This is a genomic window from Streptococcus alactolyticus (assembly GCF_012277075.1).
Lineage (GTDB): Bacteria > Bacillota > Bacilli > Lactobacillales > Streptococcaceae > Streptococcus > Streptococcus alactolyticus.
Genome location: NZ_JAAXMT010000008.1, coordinates 97,032 through 116,698, shown reverse-complemented (window position 1 = coordinate 116,698; position 19,667 = coordinate 97,032). Strand labels below are relative to the sequence as shown.

19 protein-coding genes and 1 pseudogene are annotated in these 19,667 nt (G+C 36.9%); 3 read left to right on the top strand and 17 right to left on the bottom strand.

What is annotated here, in order from left to right; genetic code table 11:
- Positions 1–2: 2 nt before the first annotated feature.
- The 6 genes from HFK82_RS05710 to HFK82_RS05685 all read right to left on the bottom strand — a co-directional run bounded on the left by HFK82_RS05710 (position 3) and on the right by HFK82_RS05685 (position 7,144).
- On the bottom strand, positions 3–893 hold the full coding sequence (locus tag HFK82_RS05710) for a carbohydrate ABC transporter permease (protein WP_148525819.1): 891 nt from the start codon (positions 891–893) through the stop codon (positions 3–5).
- 1 nt (position 894) lies between these two features.
- A complete protein-coding gene (locus HFK82_RS05705; protein ID WP_148525821.1) occupies positions 895–2,157 on the bottom strand; it encodes an extracellular solute-binding protein in 1,263 nt (420 codons plus the stop codon).
- Positions 2,158–2,179: 22 nt separating this feature from the next.
- A complete protein-coding gene (gtfA, locus tag HFK82_RS05700) occupies positions 2,180–3,643 on the bottom strand; it encodes a sucrose phosphorylase (protein ID WP_148525823.1) in 1,464 nt (487 codons plus the stop codon).
- The gene (locus tag HFK82_RS05695) at positions 3,636–4,571 is read right to left on the bottom strand and encodes a carbohydrate kinase family protein (RefSeq protein ID WP_148525825.1); all 936 of its coding nucleotides are present in this window, start codon (positions 4,569–4,571) and stop codon (positions 3,636–3,638) included. The genes gtfA and HFK82_RS05695 overlap by 8 nt, the downstream gene beginning before the upstream one ends.
- A gap of 46 nt (positions 4,572–4,617) precedes the next feature.
- Positions 4,618–6,036 (bottom strand): glycoside hydrolase family 32 protein, encoded by a 1,419-nt coding sequence (locus HFK82_RS05690; protein ID WP_168261116.1) that lies wholly within the window; start codon positions 6,034–6,036, stop codon positions 4,618–4,620.
- A gap of 145 nt (positions 6,037–6,181) precedes the next feature.
- On the bottom strand, positions 6,182–7,144 hold the full coding sequence (locus HFK82_RS05685; RefSeq protein WP_168261115.1) for a LacI family DNA-binding transcriptional regulator: 963 nt from the start codon (positions 7,142–7,144) through the stop codon (positions 6,182–6,184).
- A gap of 188 nt (positions 7,145–7,332) precedes the next feature.
- Here HFK82_RS05685 and HFK82_RS05680 point away from each other — a divergent pair, with 188 nt between their 5' ends.
- From HFK82_RS05680 to HFK82_RS05670, 3 genes and pseudogenes are all read left to right on the top strand, one after another.
- Entirely contained in the window at positions 7,333–8,586 is a 1,254-nt protein-coding gene (locus HFK82_RS05680) for an ISL3 family transposase (protein WP_148525831.1), read from the top strand.
- 169 nt (positions 8,587–8,755) lie between these two features.
- Positions 8,756–9,861 (top strand): IS3 family transposase gene (locus HFK82_RS05675; protein ID WP_168261114.1). Its coding sequence is split into 2 segments (ribosomal slippage): positions 8,756–9,032 and positions 9,032–9,861, totalling 1,107 coding nucleotides; the frame shifts between segments, so codons are not numbered across the junction.
- A 43-nt stretch (positions 9,862–9,904) separates the two neighbouring features.
- A pseudogene (locus tag HFK82_RS05670) lies at positions 9,905–10,918 on the top strand (site-specific integrase); the annotation flags it as partial.
- A gap of 325 nt (positions 10,919–11,243) precedes the next feature.
- On the opposite strand, the gene HFK82_RS05660 reads toward HFK82_RS05670, so the two are convergent.
- The 11 genes from HFK82_RS05660 to rlmB form a co-directional block, all read right to left on the bottom strand.
- On the bottom strand, positions 11,244–11,528 hold the full coding sequence (locus HFK82_RS05660; protein WP_232043651.1) for a hypothetical protein: 285 nt from the start codon (positions 11,526–11,528) through the stop codon (positions 11,244–11,246).
- Positions 11,529–11,597: 69 nt separating this feature from the next.
- Positions 11,598–11,732, bottom strand: coding sequence for a hypothetical protein (locus HFK82_RS09150; RefSeq protein ID WP_002889641.1), 135 nt, complete (start codon positions 11,730–11,732; stop codon positions 11,598–11,600).
- Positions 11,733–11,777: 45 nt separating this feature from the next.
- On the bottom strand, positions 11,778–12,116 hold the full coding sequence (gene cadX, locus HFK82_RS05655) for a Cd(II)/Zn(II)-sensing metalloregulatory transcriptional regulator CadX (RefSeq protein WP_158185422.1): 339 nt from the start codon (positions 12,114–12,116) through the stop codon (positions 11,778–11,780).
- Positions 12,117–12,127: 11 nt separating this feature from the next.
- Positions 12,128–12,742 (bottom strand): CadD family cadmium resistance transporter, encoded by a 615-nt coding sequence (locus HFK82_RS05650; RefSeq protein WP_168261113.1) that lies wholly within the window; start codon positions 12,740–12,742, stop codon positions 12,128–12,130.
- A gap of 706 nt (positions 12,743–13,448) precedes the next feature.
- Positions 13,449–15,518: a heavy metal translocating P-type ATPase gene (locus HFK82_RS05645; RefSeq protein WP_168261112.1), complete on the bottom strand. Its 2,070-nt coding sequence runs from the start codon at positions 15,516–15,518 to the stop codon at positions 13,449–13,451.
- 19 nt (positions 15,519–15,537) lie between these two features.
- Positions 15,538–15,987: a CopY/TcrY family copper transport repressor gene (locus HFK82_RS05640; protein WP_158185419.1), complete on the bottom strand. Its 450-nt coding sequence runs from the start codon at positions 15,985–15,987 to the stop codon at positions 15,538–15,540.
- Between the two features lie 247 nt (positions 15,988–16,234).
- Positions 16,235–16,627 (bottom strand): 30S ribosomal protein S9, encoded by a 393-nt coding sequence (rpsI, locus tag HFK82_RS05635; RefSeq protein ID WP_154455316.1) that lies wholly within the window; start codon positions 16,625–16,627, stop codon positions 16,235–16,237.
- A 22-nt stretch (positions 16,628–16,649) separates the two neighbouring features.
- The gene (rplM, locus tag HFK82_RS05630; protein WP_154455317.1) at positions 16,650–17,096 is read right to left on the bottom strand and encodes a 50S ribosomal protein L13; all 447 of its coding nucleotides are present in this window, start codon (positions 17,094–17,096) and stop codon (positions 16,650–16,652) included.
- 190 nt (positions 17,097–17,286) lie between these two features.
- Positions 17,287–18,243 (bottom strand): ketopantoate reductase family protein, encoded by a 957-nt coding sequence (locus tag HFK82_RS05625; RefSeq protein ID WP_168261111.1) that lies wholly within the window; start codon positions 18,241–18,243, stop codon positions 17,287–17,289.
- 114 nt (positions 18,244–18,357) lie between these two features.
- Positions 18,358–18,873, bottom strand: coding sequence for an NYN domain-containing protein (locus tag HFK82_RS05620; RefSeq protein WP_168261110.1), 516 nt, complete (start codon positions 18,871–18,873; stop codon positions 18,358–18,360).
- 30 nt (positions 18,874–18,903) lie between these two features.
- Positions 18,904–19,653, bottom strand: coding sequence for a 23S rRNA (guanosine(2251)-2'-O)-methyltransferase RlmB (gene rlmB, locus HFK82_RS05615; protein WP_154454091.1), 750 nt, complete (start codon positions 19,651–19,653; stop codon positions 18,904–18,906).
- Between the last annotated feature and the right edge of the window lie 14 nt (positions 19,654–19,667).

The following is a 19,667-nucleotide window of genomic DNA, read 5'->3' as shown; positions in this document are numbered from 1 at the left end:
TCCTAAATTTCAAACTTCTTAGATATCTTCATTTGAATGATTGAAAGAATAACAATGATTACAAAGAGAATGATTGCAATCGCTGAACCATAACCATAAGCCATTTTCTTAAAGGCTGCATCATAAATAAAGAGCCCAAGAGAGTAAGTCTTATCATTTGGTCCACCAGCTGTCAGTACCAAAATATTATCAAAGGCAGTAATACCATTTTTTAGAGCTGTGATAAAGACGATTGACAAACTTGGAAGGATAAAAGGAATTTCAATATTCCAAAAAGTGCTCCATTTACTTGCCCCATCAACTTCGGCTGCTTCAATAATTTCTTGAGGAATACTTTGAAGACCAGCTAAGAAAATAACAACTGGCATAGCCACCCATTGCCATAGAGCTACAAAACAAACGGCTAAAACTGTGGTCTTTTCATTCATCAAAAGGTTTTCTTGTAAAAATGGGATGTGTAAACTATGTCCTAGGCCCACAATACCATAGTTAAAGATTTTAGAAAAAATCATACCAATGGTAACCGTAGATAAAACCGCTGGGAAGAAGAAGGTTGCTCTAAAGAAAGATTGTCCTCTAAATTTGTGATTTAGAGCTCTAGCAATCAAAATCCCAAATACAATAGAACCAGCTATAATAATAAATGTAAATAGAACCGTGAAACTAATACTTTTAAGAAATTTAGGATCTTGGAAGGCTTGGATATAATTTCTTAAACCGATAAATTCATAGTCTCCTGGAATACCGCTAGACCAGTTCGTAAAAGAATATAAGAAACCTTTCAAAACTGGGTAAAAAAAGAAAATTAACTGTAACAATAAGGGAACTATGACAAATAAGTAAGGCCAGTATTTAGACCAAACCTGATTAAAGGGGCGTTTTTTCTCACTCATACTATCTCTCCTTATCTTTTTCTTTCATTGGATTGAAGAAAGCATTCAATTGTTGAGCTAATTGATTAGTATCACCACTACGTTCATAGTTAGAGGTTAAAGAATCAAATTCATCAGCACTATCCCAGTCTTTGTGTAACCAGTCAAAGCGTTGATCTGTAAAGGCATATTTTGTAATACCTTGAGTTGCTGCAAATTTTTTATTTTCTTTAACTCCCTTAATCGTCGTTGGAGAACCATCAACATCATAGTATTTTTGGAAAACTTCAGGGCGAGTAAGGTATTCTAAAAATCGTTTAGCTTCTTTCTTGTGAGGAGATTTGGCTGAGATAGAGTAAGCCAAGTCTGCTGAGCCAGCGATTTTTTCTTGTCCTGGCTGTTCACCTGGAAAAGCAAAACTCTTAATCTCAAACTTAGGGTTTTGTTGATTAATAGCTGGCAAAGCCCAAATCCCTTGTGGTAATATCAAAGCTTGCTCGGTATCAAAAGCTGTAATAGCATCATTATAAGACGCACCAGAAGCATTCGGCTGACCATTTTCTCTGATTAAATCCAGATAGTTTAATGTTTCTTTAAAAATTTTATCTTGTGGATTAATACTTGATAATGATGAATATCTAAGATAGTCTTGTGCTTTTTTACTACTACCACCATTTCCTAATACCCATGCAATTTGGCCGTAGCCCTTCAATGTCCAAGAATCAGCAGATGACAGAGATAAAGCGAATGGCACCTCTCCTTTAGCTTTGATTGTTTTAATTAAGTCTTTAAACTCTGCATACGTTGTTGGTTCTTTTAGTCCCAACTCTTTAAATTTTGTTGCATTGTAGAAGAAACCATAACCATTTACATTCAAAGGAATAGTATACTCTTTTCCATCAATAGCATAACTATCAGCAGTTCCCGGTTTAAGACGTTTCATGAAAGATTCATTGGACAAGTCTTCAAATAGACCTTTTTTAGCCCACATTTTAAATTCAGTATTAATAGGGAATAAGTGAACAATATCTGGAGTTTTATTAACAAAGACACGTGATTTTAACATTTCACCTGGATTAGGAACATTAGTAAATTTTACCTTTATATCCTTATTGTCTTTCTCAAAGTCATTGATAATACTCTGTAGTACATCTTTTGTCTCAGGCTTTTGCGAGAATACTTCAATCGTGGTCACTTTTTGTGATTCTTGTTGTGAACAAGCAACTAAAAATGTACTTGCTAGCGCTAAAATTCCAAATCCCAAAAGTAATTTTTTTACCTTCATAAGGTTACATCCTTTCCAGAACTTAAATATCAAAGCTTGCTTCTTTATTACCATCTAGGTAAGTTACTCTAGAAGTCTTATGAACTAGGTCAACGCTTAATCTACAAGCGACATCGTCTTTTTTCCAACTTAGTTCCAAAATATTATTTTGTGAACCATCTACTGAAAATTCACCATCAAAGGCAGCATAAGTATTTCTAAATTGGATTAATTTTACTAAGCGCTTAACTACAGAACTTTCAGCAGCTTGTGAAATCTCTGCTTCATCAAAATTGTGACGATTTATTTCACGACCTTCACCTGTTTTTTCCACAGCCTCATTATCATTTTTTCCTGCTAACAATCCCACATAGTAAATCTGAGGAATACCAGGAGCAAAGAGTTGTAAGGCTCTAGCAGCCAGATAAGTGTCATCATCCTCCCCAAATAAAGAATAGATAGTAGAGCGAATTTGATGAACATCAAATCCATCTGCATCTTTATGCTCCTCTGAAAGGATCAAACTCAAATTAGCTCCACGTTCAAGTGACAAATCAACTAATTCACGCGCTTCTTTACTATCGATAAGACCATCTAAATCAGGTTTAACCGGTAAACCATCATGACAATCTAACATCGTAAACTGCTTATGTGGTCTAGTTTGGAGATAGTGCGCTAGTGCTTCTCCATTTTCTCTACTCAAAGCTTCAAAAATTCGATAAGGTAAAATAAAATCATAAATCCAGCAACCATGCTCAGCTAGTCGGTATTGAATAGAATAATGCGAATGTACCTCTGGTAACAACTCAATCTCATAAGACTCCGCAACAGCCATAATCCAGTCTAAAAATTCATAAATATCCGGTTCAACAAAGAAACAAGATGTTCCTAATTTCTTCAACACGTAGCCCACCGCATCCAAGCGAACAATCTTAATCCCATTTTCATGGAAATGTTTAAAAATATCTATAAATAATTGCTTAACCTGCTCCGAATGCACATCTAAGTCAATCTGCTCTGAAGGTGTCGTTTTTCCAAAAGTAGTCCAAACCTTTTCAACCTCACCCGTCTTTTCAATCACAAATTCAGAATAAGGTTGTTCACGACGAAGAAACATTTGATCAATATCAGATTGAACAGGTTGACCATCCTTCCAGATTTTTTCAAGTGTTAAGAAATAATCAGCATACTGAGAATCACGCCCATTTTTCAAAAAATCTTGGAAATAAGGGGACTGTTGTGAAATATGATTCACCATGATATCAAGTAACAAATCATAATCTTCAGCTAAATCCTTAATATCTGACCAATCTCCAAACTTAGGATCAATTTCAAAATAAGTTAGTGGAGCAAACCCTCTATCACCAGAAGATGGATAAGGCGGTAAGATATGAATGCCCCCTTCAAAGACCTTTGGAAAATAGGTATCCAAATGATGTTTCAACGCCTTTAAATCACCGCCCAATGAATCTGGATAAGTAATCAGCTGTACCTTATTTTTAACCATTTAAAGCATCCTCCAATGACTCTAATTTCGGTAGATCTACTACCGCTCCCACATATCTTAATTTATAAGCAGATGTACGACTACCATCATCAACAGCATCCTCTATCTTATGCCCCTTACATAAACTAGTGTAAAAACCTGACCAAAAGGCATCACCAGCACCAGTCGCATCAACCACCTTCGTAGCTAGACTAGCTTTCTTAAGTCGTTGATCTTTAGTAGCAACAACTAAGCCATCCTTACCTAGAGTCATCACAACTAATTTGGCACCTAAATCCAAGAATTTTTGCAACTGATTATCGACTGTGTCGGGACCAAAAATACGCTCAGCATCATCTTCAGATGGTTTGATGATATCAATATCTTTCAACAACTGTTTAATATAAGCAATACCGTCATGTCCTTCTTCCCAGATATCTGGATGATAATTAGGATCAAATGAAACCAAGATACCTTCTTGCTTAGCCTGTTGAATCATCTTTTCAATAGTTGCACGAGAATGTGGTTGAGAAATAGGCCAAGATGAAAAATGAAGAATTTTACTGTTGGAAACCAAGTTTTTCAACTCATCTGTGTAGTCTATTTGAAAATCTGCCCCACGATAAAAAATCGGTAGCGGAGTTCCTTGAGTCTTATTCACCAAAACCATACTCGTTGAGGCATTTTTTTCTTGAATTAGGCCATCTTTAAGACCTCTTTCGTCGATTGTTTTCTTGAGAAAATCGCCTAGTCTATCACGACCAACAGCAGCTACTAAAGCTGAGCGTCCCCCTAAAGCTTTGATATTCATAGCAATATTGGCTGGAGATCCTCCAAAAAATGGATGGTAAGCACCGTCAAGCTCAATCATATCAATCAAAACCTCTCCAACAGTCAAAACATCTATATCATGAGTATTTAATGGAAGTTTTTTGTCTAATGTTTTCATAATATCCTTCTTTATTATCAATCGGTTGACAATTTATTTTAAAAAATTAATGAATAACTTGATCTAATTGGTAAACTACACAGTCTGTATCTGTTAATTCTCGATTCTCAAAAGTCAATTTAAGATTTCCCACCGGAAAAATACGGCTACTAAAAGTTACTTGACCACCTTGTAAAAAGATTTCAACAGATGATGAATCTAAGAACACCCTAACTTCGATAGTGTCTTCAATCTCTAAATTGGTTCGTCTTACTTGACCATTTCGAATGAGAGCTACCTTATTGTTATTATGATCAAAATCCAAAGATAGCTCTAAATCTTCTTGATCTGTAATCTTGATGCTTTGATGGTTACCTGTTTTTCCCATCTTTAGCAACACCTCAGCCTGGTGGGTATCAAGAGAAACTTCTTTTGAATTTAGGTGTTCCTGAATATGAGTAATTTCTTCTAGTCTCAGATTCTCAAGTTCTGCTACAGGACTTTGCCAAATCTTACCATCAGGACCAATACTTAGTTCTCTTGGTAATGTCAGCATTCCTGACCAACCATCAGCCTCCTCATAAAAGGGAGTCTCCCACATATCCAACCACGCTACAGCAATCCGTCTATGCTTATCATCTTCAAAAGTTTGCAAGGCATAAAAATCATGACCATGATCCATTTCATAAAATTGACCTGCCTGAAGATGATGCTCATCTTTGTCATAGCTGCCAATCATATAGCCTGTTTGGAAAATATTAGCAAATCTATCTCCTGATTGCTTCAATCCCATAGGGGAAAAACTCAAAACATACTGATCATCAAGAGGAAAGAAATCCGGACATTCCCACATGAACCCTAGTGGTTTAGTATCATTTAGAACCCCTACATATTCCCAGTCAAGTAGGTTATCAGATTGATACAAGATGACTCTCCCATGCTCATCAGGAGTTGCATTCCCTAAAATCATATAGAAAGTGTCATCTTCTTTCCACACTTTTGGATCTCGAAAATGATGAGCTGAATCACTTGGAGGTGCAGCAATTACTGGATTACCTTGGTATTTTTCAAAGTGAACCCCATCGCTACTAATAGCGATATTTTGATTTTCTGTAAAAATATCTGGCTCGTTTTCTCCAATGGTATAAACATGCCCTGTATAAATCAGATAAAGCTTATCCTCGTGTACAATAGCACTTCCTGAAAAGCAACCATTTTTATCATAGTCATTGCCAGGCTCTAAAGCAATCGGACAACGTTCCCAGTGCACCAGATCCTTACTCTTAACATGCCCCCAGTGCATAGGTCCCCACTTAGCACTATAAGGATGATGTTGAAAGAACACATGATATTCTCCCTTGAAGTAAACCAAGCCATTGGGGTCATTAAGCCAACCGGACTCTGCACTAATATGATAATGGGGCTTAAAGCGTCGCTCTATTTTGTTAGCCTCTTGCTCCACAAATTGATTTGGATCTTGTTTCATATCACTCCTCCATTTTCCGAGTGTTGCAAAGAAAGTTTTTGATAACGCTTTCTTTTGACTATATTCTACTGCTAATCTACCAAATTGTCAACCGGTTGACAAAATATTTTTTGAGATTTTCACCTCCTTAATACTCTTTACTAAATTAACTCAAATGAACCGGTAAAATAATTTCCATCTCATCTTCTGATAGTTCTTCACCATCGATTAATTTTTCCAAAGTGGTAATTAAAACCTTTGATAAATCCTCAATTGGCTGAACTACTGTAACGAAATCAGGATAAAGTCCTCGAATCAGCCTTGTTCCATCATAACCCACAATATCTATATCTTTTTGACTATGATTGCAGATATCTCTAATCATTAAAGCAGTCACATCATCAGTCGCAAAGATACCCTCTATCTCATTAGATGCTAAAAAAGTTTCTAGTCTCTGACGTTTTTCCCTAAAATCTAAATCAAAATCTAACTCAAAATACAAAGTAGACATACCTGCTTCTTTCATAGCAAGCTCATATCCACATTTACGATTTAAAGAGCTTGGTGATTGTTCGAACTGTGGAGAATGTACGTGAAAAACTTGACGATACCCCTTATCCAATAAATAACGCGTTGCCATCTTAGCCCCATTTAGGTTATCACTTTGGATAGTCGGAATTTTTTCTGAAACATTCCAATCAAAAGAAACGACAGGAGCAGTCATATCCTTATACAAATCAATATGTTGATTATTTCCGCACACAATAATGCCATCGACTTGATTACTAAGAAGCATCTTGAGATAGGCAATTTCCTTTTCACGATTATTATTAGTATTACAAAGCAATACCTTATATCCTAATTTAGATAGAGTTGTCTCCAAACAATAAATTAATTCACCAAAGAAAGGATTGGCAGTCGTAGGAAACAAAAGGCCGATAAGATGTGTTTTAGAACCAAACAAAGATCTAGCAACTTCATTTGGATAATAATTCAACTCCTCCATAGCATCAAAAACTTTGCGCTTAGTTTTCTCACTCAAAGATCCTCTGTTATTTAATACACGCGATACAGTTGTTTTAGAAACACCCGCCAGATGAGCTACATCCTCCAGTTTTGGTTTTGACATAAAAATCCCCCCAGAATATACATTATTTTTTAAATAGTTTCACTCATTATTGTAATCCTAATATAATTGGCTCTATAATTTCTGTAGTGGGTAATGCCACTTTTGAGATTATAGGGCTTTTTTGAGTAAAAAAAGTCCCATAAGACTTATAATAAGAAGCGACAAAACAACTCATTAGAAAGTGACTTATGGAACAGATTAATAATACCACAGATCTCATCGGAATTAAAGACAATAATATTACCATTCAAAAGGCTCTTGATTGTGGCAGCCACCGTGAAATCTACGCTAAACTAGATTATACTGCCCCTTTATGCCCCCATTGTCAAGGGACTATGATCAAGTACGACTTTCAAAAGCCTTCTAAAATCCCTATCCCAGACACTGCCTTTATGCCTACGGTACTCCTACTCAAAAAGAGGCGCTTCCAGTGCAAAGCCTGTAAACGGGTGACTGTCTCTGAAACCCCACTAGTTAAGAAAAATCATCAAATCTCTGAGCCCATTTGGAAAAAAATTACCGAGTCCCATACCAAAAGTATGACCAATTCTGCTATCGCTGATTTAGTTCATGTTTCTGTCTCAACCGTGCAAAGAAAACTAGTCCAGTTCACTTTCAAAGAGAACTATAACAGCTTACCAGAGGTCTTGTCTTGGGACGAATTTTCAAGAAACAAAGGAAAACTGGCCTTCATTGCCCAAGATTATCAGACTAGAAAAATCATCACAATCTTGGAAAATAATCGCCAAACGACGATCAAAAACTATTTCTACCAATACTCTAGGCAAGCTAGAGAGGCCGTCAAAGTCGTTACTTGCGATATGTCCGGAGCTTACATCCCCATCATTAAACAACTCTTTCCAAATGAAAAAATCGTCCTCGATCGCTTCCACATTATCCAGCACCTTAATCGGGCCATGATGGCCACTAGAATCGCTATCATGAAACAGTTTGATAAGCACGAGCTGCCCTATCGGATTATGAAGAATCACTGGAGAATCTTACATAAGGACAGTCGTAGACTATCTCAAAAACAGTTTTATTCTAGAACTCTTAGGGAAACAAGAACACCTAAAGAAATCATCGAAAAAGCTTTGACTTTCTCAAATGATTTCAAAGACCACTATAAGCTCTATCAACTTCTCCTATATCATTTTCAAGAAAAGCATGACGACCACTTTTTTTCCCTCATTCAAGAACATAAAAAGTTTGTCAATCCAGCGTTTATGAAGGTTTTCCAGACCTTCATCAGATACAAAGACCACATCACCAATGCTTTAGAATTACCGTTTTCTAACGCTAGACTTGAAGCCACTAACAAACTCATTAAAGACATCAAACGACAAGCATTTGGTTTTCGAAATTTCGACAACTTCAAAACAAAAATACTTATCACTTTGAACATCAAGAAAGAGAGGACCAAAGTCCTCTCTCGCATGTAATTATAAGTCAACCCACTACAGTTGACAAAGAGCCTGAAACCAAGGCTTTTTACTATTGCGATTTATCAAAAGGTTCTAGGCTTTTACGAGCAGAGAAACTGAATAGGTTACACTAAACTAGACAGAATTTATAAAGTGTTCTACACTTGAACCAATAAAGGAGAAAATTATGTCTAGAAAACCACGTCGTCACTTTACGGATGATTTTAAGCAACAAATTGTTGATCTTCACCAAGCAGGAAGAAAACGCAGTGAACTCATTCAAGAATATGACTTAACCCCATCTACTTTTGATAAGTGGGTAAAACAAGCAAGAACGACTGGATCGTTTAAGTCGGTTGATAATCTGACAGATGAACAACGTGAACTGATTGCCCTTAGAAAACGAAACAAAGAATTGGAAATGCAGGTAGACATCCTAAAGCAAGCAGCGGTGATTATGGCACAAAAAGGGAAGTAATCACTGCTAACAAGGATAAATACAGTGTTTCAGCTATGTGTCGCCTGCTAGGAATACCTCGGTCTAGCTACTACTATAAGGCAGCTGACCTTGTTGCTGAGTCAGAGCTTGAAGCGTCCGTTGAGAAGATTTTTTTAGAGAATCAGAAGCGCTATGGAGCTAGAAAAATCAAGCAAAAGCTGGAGCAAGAAGGGGTCACGGTATCACGCCGTCGTATTCGCCGCGTGATGAAACGACTAAATCTAGTGTCTCTCTATCAAGAAGCTGCTTTTAAACCTTATTCCAAGGGAAAAAATGAGGCACCAATCCCCAACCACCTCGACCGTCAGTTTGATGCCAAGAATCCCTTAGAGGCCATCGTTACCGATCTTACCTATGTTCGTGTCAAGAACCGCTGGGCTTATGTTTGCTTCATTATCGACCTCTATAATCGTGAAATTATAGGATTGTCAGTTGGTTGGCATAAGACAGCAGAACTGGTTAAGCAAGCCATCCAGAGTATTCCTTACGCTCTGACGAAAGTAAATCTATTTCACTCAGATCGTGGCAAGGAATTTGATAATCAGCTGATTGATGAGATGCTTGAAGCTTTTGATATTACTCGCTCGTTAAGCCAAGCTGGCTGTCCTTACGATAACGCTGTAGCAGAAAGTACTTACTGTGCTTTTAAAATCGAATTTATTAACCAAGAAAGTTTCCGTACGCTTGAGGAATTAGCTGCCAAAACGAGAGATTATGTCCATTGGTGGAACTATCATCGGATTCATGGCAGTCTCAATTACCAAACACCAATGGCTATTCGACTCATCGCTTAGAAAAACACTTTATAAAAATTGTACAGAAAAGTGTTGCCTTTTCACAATCCTCTTTTCCGATTTTTATCACAATATTTGGTGGGAATCCTATAAAGTAGGTCAAACAACATCTACCACAAAACCACCTTCACAAGCTACTATTGACGGTACAGAAATTGTCTTTAGAAAACATATCCTACCCTTGCTTGGAAATTATTCTATTGATTTTCTCAATCAAAATAAACAAGTTGTTTTGAACCTATTGACCCAAAAAGCAGAAGAATATGCCAACTTCAAAGTCATCAGAAGCTATGTTAACTCTATTTTTGATTGGGCTGAGGAATTAGAATATATCGAAACTAATCGTCTCTCTAGAACCATTAGCCGTATTAAGGCAACTAAAAAAATCAAACTACAAGAGGCTAAAAATGATGAAGATTTGTATCTGTCACAATCAGAACTACAAGCATGGTTCACAGCTTTTGAAGAAGATTTAGAAAACGACAAACTTCTATTCAAAGATTATGTGTTATTCTATACAACTTTTTTCTTAGGAGATAGAAAATCTGAAAGCTACGCCTTACAATGGAAGCACATTAACCTAAAGAAACAAGAAATTCAGTTAGTGAAAGCCTTGGATAAGTATAAAAATCCAAAATCAACTAAGGGTAATAAAAAGACAACTTTCCATATTCCTATTGAGCTAGCTGATTTACTCCGTGCTTGGAAAAAGCAACAAAAATTGGAATTAGCAAAATTCAATATTATTCAATCTGATGAACAGTATGTCTTTACTTATATTGACACAAAAGGAAACGTTAATAGTCTCTTACATGCTGATTATCTTAATAATAAGATGAAGTCAGTCGAACGCCGTCATAAGGAACTAATACACGCTACACCTCATAAATTACGTCATACAGGGGCAACTCTTGCCAAACAATCTGGCACATCACTAGAAGCCATTTCAGAGGCTTTAACGCATAGCGACACATTTACAACTAAGACCTATGTCAATACTTCAAATGTCATACCAATGGCTGTTGGTGAAATCGCCTACCGTAACCTTAAAAAGTAATGGTGTGAATTTGGTGTGAAAAGTGGTGTGAATTTTGCTAAAAATTACTAAAAAAACACTCCATGGTGTGAACCATGAAGTGCTGTAAAGTCTGTATTGTAGCTGGTTCTTAACGTTTTGAGAACTGGCTAGCTTTACGAGCTTTCTTAAGACCTGGTTTGGAAAGTATGGATTTCAGTTGGACTAAAAACAGCGTAATATCAAGGATTTTCTGAACAATATCTACTTTTTAATTTCATAAAATCTGAATCAATATTTTTAAAATAGGGGAATAGTTTAGGTCTCTAAGCATTAAAATAATACACCTAACTTTGGTCACCGTTTTTTAGTTATTCACTCTTTTTTCGGATAGTGTTTTTAAAGTTATGATGTAAAATGCCGCAATTAAAATACTATACATCATAATCGGAGGATAGAGAATTAGGGATAGAATCAATCCCACTCCTTTAATTATTAGGTCAGGTATCAATAACTTCCTATATTGTGCGGTAGCTTCAAGTAATTCTTTCTGATCTATATTGGGTTTATCAATTACTTTATGTAAAAACCAGTTTGCTACCGTTGAAACAATAACGATCAGTCCATAAAAGAGCTGTGCCGTATGATTCATGAAATGACTACTAACTATTCCAGTAGCATAAGGCATAAATGAAACAAAAAATAAAAGATACAAATTCTTTCAAATTCCTCCCTTTTCAACTTGGCTAACTTGACCTGCATTACCTAGGTCGCTTTGCTTTAAATTATACTTTTTTCTTAAACATTTGATACGAGTAGGTATTTCTTGTGAGTAATTTTCATCAAAAAATTTCATAGATAAGTCCTATATATAATCATGGTAAAGTAGTAAAAATAGTTGTTATCCTAGTTGATTAAAAAAGTCTTTGATTTCCTCATCTTTTATAAAATAATATATAATTTTCCCCTCTCTTCTAGTGCCCAAGATGTTTTGATTGGCTAGTTTACGAAGATGGTGGGATGCAGATGCCATACTGAGATCTAGTAAAAAGGCTATATCACAGACACAGAGTTCTTCAACAGCAAGGAGATAAAAGATGATATTTATCTGTTTACTATCGGTAAACTTTGATAAAATGCGAAGTGATTTTTGGACTTTTTCCTTTTCAAGGTAGTTCGTTGCGGTTGTAACATTTTGTTGATTTATAACATTCACTTGGCAGATACTATCTTTTTTCATAATATTTTCTCCTAGCTTAACAAAGTCCATAGCATGTCAAAAACGTTGTTTTCAATCAGGATATATATCCCCAGTCCTAAATAAACACTGGCAATAAACCATCTGCTATATTTTTCCAAAATTTCTCCAACAGAAGGGACTTGTGCCAATTTTTGGGCAGAAAAAACCAAGAGATAAATCATGACTAGAAAAGTAAGTAAAGTTACTATCAAATTCGTTAAATTTAAGGTAGTGAAATATGGGACAAAAACACCAATATTGTCAGCACCACAACTTGCAAAAGTAATCATAGCAACTAGAAAAATTAGGTTTTTATTATCTTTGCGCAAACCATCTTTTGCAATAGCTTCTCCATCAGAATCTCCTAAAAGCAAAACTTTGAGGCCTAGGAAAATTGGAATCAAACCGAGCAAACCTAAAATCTCTTTACTAGGAATATAATTTAAGACAAATGCAAAAAGCAAACTTAGGAATATTAGACTAACAGAGCCTAGAAATTGTCCTAAATAGATGTTAATGATGTCCTTTCTGCTTTTTCTTTTGGCAAAAAATAACATTAGGATAATAAGTAAGTCTACGGCTGTCCCAGAATACAGGATTATTGAAGTAACAACATTTTGAATCATAAAACACCTCATTCAAATATATTTTTGAATGTATTCTAACATTAAGCTTTGTAGATGTCAACTTAAAATCCACCAATTAATAATTGCATGTCAATATTTGTATTGTGAAACTAGTTTCAGAAATATATAGTCTTAAAGTATGTCCACTGCCAATGGTTTTTTCAATATTTAAGAGGAGATTTATAATGGTTCATTTCTATAAATTTATAAACGAGTTATATATTTTGTTTAACCAATTATTAACTATTTTTATCAATAATCACTTCATTAATTTGTACTTTTTAATTTTGATTTATTTTTCGTGCATATTTTATATGAATTTAATTCTAATACATTTTAAATAAAAAATACGCAATTTTAATTGGCACTGACCCCCGTAAATGAGAATTAAATAAAAACACCTCCAAGTTGGATTTGGTACAATATAATCAAATGCTCATGGAGGTGGCTTTTTATGGTTAAAAAACGTGTGGAGACGGTGGTATTATTGTCAAGAAAATAGAATAACAAGCTATAAAACTGTCGAAATAGGTGGCTTTTAGGATTTTAACAGAAATCAGTTCTATAATAAATTAAAAATCGTGTTGGTAGAAAAATCGTCTACTTCTACCAACACGATTTTACAAAGAGCCATTACTTACATCTCTTTTTCTCCTGTAAAACTATTGTATCTTGATACTTTAAGGAGTTTCCATCATTCAATCTGTTAACCGTTATTTTTTGGATCTAAACGTAATAACATAGCATTAATGGCGACGATGACTGTTGACACAGACATTAGGATTGCTCCTAATGCAGGGCTTAATGTGATACCAATAGGAGCCAAAATTCCTGCAGCTAGAGGGATAGCTATAAAGTTATAACCAGCTCCCCAAAATAGGTTTTGTTTCATTTTACGAGTTGTTTTGTGTGCTAAATCAATGAATGATCCAATATCTCCTGGATCGGATTGAGTCAATATGACATCAGCTGAATCCAACGCAACTTGAGTTCCAGCACCTATAGCTATACCAACATCTGCTAAGGCAAGAGAAGGAGCATCATTTACACCATCACCTACCATGATAACTTTCTTTCCTTCATCTTTAAGTGTTTTAACTAACTCATATTTGTCTTGTGGAGATTGATTTGATCTATATTCAATCCCTAAATCTACTGCCGCGCCTTGAGCCGCTTTTTCATTATCACCTGTTGCCATAATTGGTCGAATATTGTTCTTTTTAAGAGCTTTAATTAACTCTTTACTCGTTGGTTTTAATTCGTCCCCTAAAGCTACAGCACCAATGGCATCATCATTTTCTACTAAGACACTAAGAGTTGCTCCTTTTGGAGTATCCATATCAAGATTACGTCCATAGGCTTTTTGACTGATTAATTGGTAACGGTGCCCACCTGCTTTACCCTCTACTCCAGAACCGGAAATCACATCAATCGAATCAAAAGATGCTGGACGTATATTTTGCTGCTCGGCGAAACTTATAATTGATTGAGCAATTGGGTGGCTAGATCCTCCTTCAATACCTGCCAATAAGGCAATGATTTCCTCTTTTGTATATTTGTCATTAAGAAGTTTTACATCTAATACTTTAAATTCACCAGTTGTTAAAGTACCCGTTTTATCTAAAATAATCACATCTGCATCTTGAGCTATTTCTAAGGCTTGGCGGTCTTTTACTAGTAAGCCACGGCTAGCTCCTAAGCTTGTGCTACGGGCGGTTACCAATGGAATAGCCAGACCCAATGCGTGCGGACAAGCAATAACTAATGTAGTAATAGTAAATATAACTGCCGTTGGGATATCTCTAATAATCATCCACACTACAAAAGCAATTAGCGCGACAATAACAGCAATATAGAAGAGCCACCCTGCAACCTTTTGAGCAATATTTTCTGCTCTGGAAGGCTGACTTTGAGCTTGGCTGATTAAATTCTGAACTTGAGAGATGAAGGATTGATCACCTGTCTCATTAACTTTAATATAAAGAACCCCTTCTCCATTTGTTGAGCCTCCGATTACTTCATCGCCAGGGCCTTTTTTTACTGCTTTTGACTCCCCAGTTAGAAGAGCTTCATTTAAACGTGATTCGCCACGCTCGATAATCCCGTCTGCTGGCACATTTTCTCCGGCTTGAACACGAATTAAATCACCTACCTTTAAGTCAGCAACTGGTCGTGTTTCAATTGAATCGTCTTCTAATACAACGTGAGCATCTTTCGGCACTAACTTAGCCAATGCTGCTTGTGCGTCTCCTGCTTCTCCAATAGCTTTCATCTCAATCCAGTGACCTAATAGCATGATTAATAGTAATGAAGCAAATTCAAAGAAAAAGTCCATCACGTGTTCACCCGTTACGTAGGTAATGATCACAGCATAAATACTGTATAAATATGAAACACTTATACCTAAAGAAACGAGTGCCATCATTCCAGGTTTTTTTTGTTTAAATTCGTCAACTGCACCTTGATAGAATGGACGTCCGCCATAAATAATTAATATAGTAGATAAAATAGCTACTACAATATCAGAATATGGAAAAGTAAACTGGAATGGTAGTTTAAATCCATGCAAAGGGGAAAAGAACATAATAATGATTCCTAGTGGCAATGACTTTAAGAAAAGTTCCTTAAAGCTTCCGTGATGATGGTGGGCATGCCCACTGTGCCCGCTGTGATTATGCCCACTGTGCCCGCTGTGATTATGCCCACTGTGCCCGCTGTGATCATGCCCACTGTGCCCGCTGTGATTATGGGACGAATATTTGTTGTCATTATTCATTTTAAATTCCTCCTTATGCTTAATGATGATGTAAATGACATTCGCATTGTTCTTCTGGACAATTGCAATCCACTTCTTCTACTGCGAAAGATTTTTTCATCTCTAATATTTTTTCTAGTCGATCTATATCATCGAAGCTTAAAACATGATCTTCAATGATGCTTCCGATTACATTTCCGACATTCTTATTGCAAATACGTTTAAAAATATCTTCTGCATAATTCCTTACGGCTTCTTTCTCTTCAATATTGGCAGTGTAAATAAACTTTCTACCTTCTTTCTCTGTATTTAGTACGCCTTTTTCAACTAATCGACCTAAGATCGTTTTGATAGTGGATTGTGTCCAGTCCATTTTTTCTTGCAATACGGAAATGACTTTTTTACTAGTTACTCGATCATTTGCCCAAACTACACGCATGACTTCCCATTCTGCATCTGTGATATAAGTATTAAATTCTATTGTGCTCATTCTCCTTCCTCCTAGTTGTCTACAGATGTAAACGAATATCTTTAAAAGAAGTTTACCATTGTAAACGAATTATGTCAAGTCTTTTTATTAAATTCTCACTTTTTGGGGTCAGTCCCTTAAAACATGCTATTTTTATCATTGATAAATATTAATAGCTAACTTTCCGAAAAACAACTATTTTTTATACAAAAAAGACATCCAAGAGAAAATTCTTGAATGTCTGTAAACGTTGATAGTATCGTATTGATTAACGTTTTGAGAATTGTGATGCTTTACGAGCTTTCTTCAAGCCTGGTTTTTTACGTTCAACCATACGTGCGTCACGTGTAAGAAGACCTGCACGTTTAAGTGAAGAACGGAAATCTGGGTCAACTTGAAGAAGAGCGCGTGCAATACCATGACGGATAGCGCCTGATTGACCTGCGTAACCACCACCTACAACGTTAACGAAAACGTCGTATGAACCTTCAGTTGATGTTACTGCAAATGGTTGGTTGATAACAAGACGAAGGTCAGCATGTGGGATGTATTCTTCTACATCTTTTTTGTTAACTGTGATTTTACCAGTACCTGGAACTAAACGTACGCGTGCAACAGCGTTTTTACGACGACCAGTACCTGTGTATTGTGCTTGTGCCATTTAATAGATGCTCCTTTCTCTCTTAGATAAGTCCTTTGATATCAAGTACTTCTGGTTTTTGTGCAGCATGTGTGTGCTCGTTACCAACGAAGACTTTCAATTTCATACCTTGTGCACGTCCAAGAGTGTTGTGTGGAAGCATGCCTTTAACTGATTTTTCAATCAAGCGAACAGCGTTTTTAGAGCGAAGTTCACCTGCTGAGATTTGTTTCAATCCACCTGGGTACATTGAGTGAGTGTAGTAGATTTTATCAGTTGCTTTTTTTCCAGTTAATTTAACTTTTTCAGCATTGATAACAATCACAAAGTCACCTGTATCAGTGTGTGGTGTAAATGTTGGTTTGTTTTTTCCGCGAAGTACGCTAGCAACTACTGCAGAAAGACGTCCAAGAGGTACATCTGTTGCGTCAACAACGTACCATTTACGTTCAACTTGGCCTGGTTTGGCCATGAATGTTGTTTTGTTCATGAGTTCTCCTATACGAATTCGTTTTTGTTTACAAAGTGTGGGTGTTCCGAATCCACGAGTTATTTGAAAGGTTCCGGGGCCTTACAAATGGGGTAAACAATACCATCTATTATAATAACAGAAAAGATAGTAGTTAGTCAAGCATTACCTACTATCTTTTTTTATGTTTTGTATTTCTTGATAGCTTGATTTAACGGTATTTTCGGGTATTTTCCGCTAAATGAACCAAGTGTCTTAGAAAATCATGTGTTTTAGCTTGATAGCCGTATTTTTGCCCTAAATCATAAATGTAGCCATTGATATAATCCACTTCTGTTTGGCGCCCTTTACTCATGTCTTGATACATGGATGAGTAATGCAGTGGGCTTGTCACCTTGCTTACATAATGGATGGTTTGCCATTCTTCGTCACGACTGCCCAAGGGTTTTATGCCCGCTAAATCAGCAACATCGTAAGCTTCGTCAATCAGCTGACGACCTAGCTTTTCAGCCCCTTCGTAATCAATAAACTGCCCCATCCGAATTTCAAATAGCGTACAAATCGTATTGATGACTGAATTAAAGACTACTTTGGTGTAAAGTGTCCCTAAAAAGTTATCCGTGAGATGAGGGGTCAAATTGGAAGTTTCAAAATCAGCAACAATCTGTTTTTGGACAGCATCAAGATTGCCTGATTGGGCAGCTAGATTCACCGAACCCGATCCTGCTTTTCCGATGAAGTCAACATCACCCGCCCCTTTTAAGACTGTTCCAATCAAACAAGTTCCTGCCAAGACTTTTTCTGGTACAAAATAACGATTCAAGGCTTCAATGTGCCCCACACCATTCATTCCTGTGAAAACGTGCTGTTCTTCACGGAAAATATGTTGGCTACGCTCGAGCAAGGTTGCTAAGTGCATTTGCTTATCAAAAACCAGCAAAACATCAGGTTTACCTTTATACTCTTCAGGTCGCTGAAGGGGTATCGGCACCAAGTGCCTGTCTTTGCCATCGCGAGATTGGTAGACCCCACCTTGCTCTATCACGGTCTTTATATGCTCTTCCCAAGTGTCAATAAAATCCACCTGCGCTCCAAGATGCTCTTTAAGCAACAACCCAAAACGCAAACCCATAGCGCCACTTCCTAATACGGCATAAGTTAACTGCATAAAACTCACTCCCTTAATGCCCTACATTATATCACGTTTGTCAAACCAAAAGGGACCTAGCAGTTATACAAAATACTTATGGCTAACTATAACTTTTGAAAGGGCAGCAAAAACTTAGGACAAATCATTCAAAAATTGCTTGAGCTGGTCTAATTGGCTGTCATTCCAAGGGCGAAGTTTAGGCGTTGACAAATCAATCTGCTGTGACATTTTCCTCAAATTAGAGCCGATCTCGGCAACCCGCTGCTCCAACTCACGCGCCGACACGCGCAAGGCACCTTGTGAGAAAATCGTCCACTGCTCATTTAAATCGCTGGTTGCTACTTCCACCAAATGACGTGGTGTGTTTAATTCTGCTGCGGTGCGTTCAATATAAGCGTCAGCCGTTTCATCTTCTTCTGTAAAAATCACTTGGATTTTGTACTGGTCATAACGTTGGCGAACACCAGGGACGTATTGGGCATCAAACACGCAAATAATATCAATATGCTCAAAATGGGCATAGTTGTTAAGCCTGCGTAACAAGAGCGTTCTGGCAGCATCAAGCTGATTCTTTTTGAATAATTGACGTGTTTCTTGCCAAAAAGCAATCATATTGTAACCATCAACCAAAAGGATTTTTTGCTTCATTTTGTTTCCTTCCTAGAGGTTTTTGAGGGTTTAGCCTAATTTATGACGGAAAACCTCGTACATCAAAATCGCAGCTGCTACGCTGGCGTTTAGGCTCTGAACGTGTCCGTTCATAGGAATGGTTATCATTTCATCGACTTGCTTTTTGATATTTGGTGAAATGCCTTTTCCTTCGTTACCAATAATCAAGGCTAATTTCCCTGCGGTATTCCACTTATGGCTAGGGGTGCCGTTCATGTCCGTTCCAAACACCCAAAAACCTTGCTCTTTTAGTTTGTCTAGGGTTTGGCTGAGGTTGGTCACGCGGGCAACAGGAACATGTTCCACAGCACCTGTTGACGTTTTAGCCACAACAGGCGTCACTCCGACCGCACGGTGTTTGGGGATAATCACCCCTGCCACATTGGTTGCGTCAGCCGTTCGCAAAATAGACCCAAAATTATGAGGGTCATTTAAACCGTCCAAAATCAAGATAAGAGGATTATCCTCTTGATTGGCTTTATCTAAAATGGCATCCAAATCAGCATAAGAAAAAGCGGATACTCGCAAGACAAAGCCTTGGTGAACGGCGTGGTTAGTCATGTCATTCAAAGTTTTTTTAGGCACCCATGAAATAGACACTTTCTTGTCGGCAGCCAATTGTTTCATGCTTTCTACGTTTTTGCCGTGCAAGTCATCTTGAATGTAGAGTTTATTTCCAGTATTGGCGGCCAAGCTTTCTGTAACAGCGTGCACACCATAAACAATATCAGTCATGTCATTAAGTTCTTTTTTCTTCATAGGACTATTATAAC

Coding starts and splice junctions, on each gene's coding strand:
- HFK82_RS09150 (WP_002889641.1), bottom strand. CDS start 11,732: ATGAAATTTTTTGATGAAAATTACTCACAAGAAATACCTACTCGTATC.
- HFK82_RS05660 (WP_232043651.1), bottom strand. CDS start 11,528: ATGAATCATACGGCACAGCTCTTTTATGGACTGATCGTTATTGTTTCA.
- HFK82_RS05625 (WP_168261111.1), bottom strand. CDS start 18,243: ATGCAGTTAACTTATGCCGTATTAGGAAGTGGCGCTATGGGTTTGCGT.
- rpsI (WP_154455316.1), bottom strand. CDS start 16,627: ATGGCACAAGCACAATACACAGGTACTGGTCGTCGTAAAAACGCTGTT.
- HFK82_RS05685 (WP_168261115.1), bottom strand. CDS start 7,144: ATGTCAAAACCAAAACTGGAGGATGTAGCTCATCTGGCGGGTGTTTCT.
- HFK82_RS05695 (WP_148525825.1), bottom strand. CDS start 4,571: ATGAAAACATTAGACAAAAAACTTCCATTAAATACTCATGATATAGAT.
- HFK82_RS05640 (WP_158185419.1), bottom strand. CDS start 15,987: ATGAGCACAATAGAATTTAATACTTATATCACAGATGCAGAATGGGAA.
- HFK82_RS05680 (WP_148525831.1), top strand. CDS start 7,333: ATGGAACAGATTAATAATACCACAGATCTCATCGGAATTAAAGACAAT.
- rlmB (WP_154454091.1), bottom strand. CDS start 19,653: ATGAAGAAAAAAGAACTTAATGACATGACTGATATTGTTTATGGTGTG.
- HFK82_RS05710 (WP_148525819.1), bottom strand. CDS start 893: ATGAGTGAGAAAAAACGCCCCTTTAATCAGGTTTGGTCTAAATACTGG.
- gtfA (WP_148525823.1), bottom strand. CDS start 3,643: ATGGTTAAAAATAAGGTACAGCTGATTACTTATCCAGATTCATTGGGC.
- cadX (WP_158185422.1), bottom strand. CDS start 12,116: ATGAAAAAAGATAGTATCTGCCAAGTGAATGTTATAAATCAACAAAAT.
- HFK82_RS05645 (WP_168261112.1), bottom strand. CDS start 15,518: ATGAATAATGACAACAAATATTCGTCCCATAATCACAGCGGGCACAGT.
- HFK82_RS05620 (WP_168261110.1), bottom strand. CDS start 18,873: ATGAAGCAAAAAATCCTTTTGGTTGATGGTTACAATATGATTGCTTTT.
- HFK82_RS05650 (WP_168261113.1), bottom strand. CDS start 12,742: ATGATTCAAAATGTTGTTACTTCAATAATCCTGTATTCTGGGACAGCC.
- HFK82_RS05690 (WP_168261116.1), bottom strand. CDS start 6,036: ATGAAACAAGATCCAAATCAATTTGTGGAGCAAGAGGCTAACAAAATA.
- rplM (WP_154455317.1), bottom strand. CDS start 17,096: ATGAACAAAACAACATTCATGGCCAAACCAGGCCAAGTTGAACGTAAA.
- HFK82_RS05705 (WP_148525821.1), bottom strand. CDS start 2,157: ATGAAGGTAAAAAAATTACTTTTGGGATTTGGAATTTTAGCGCTAGCA.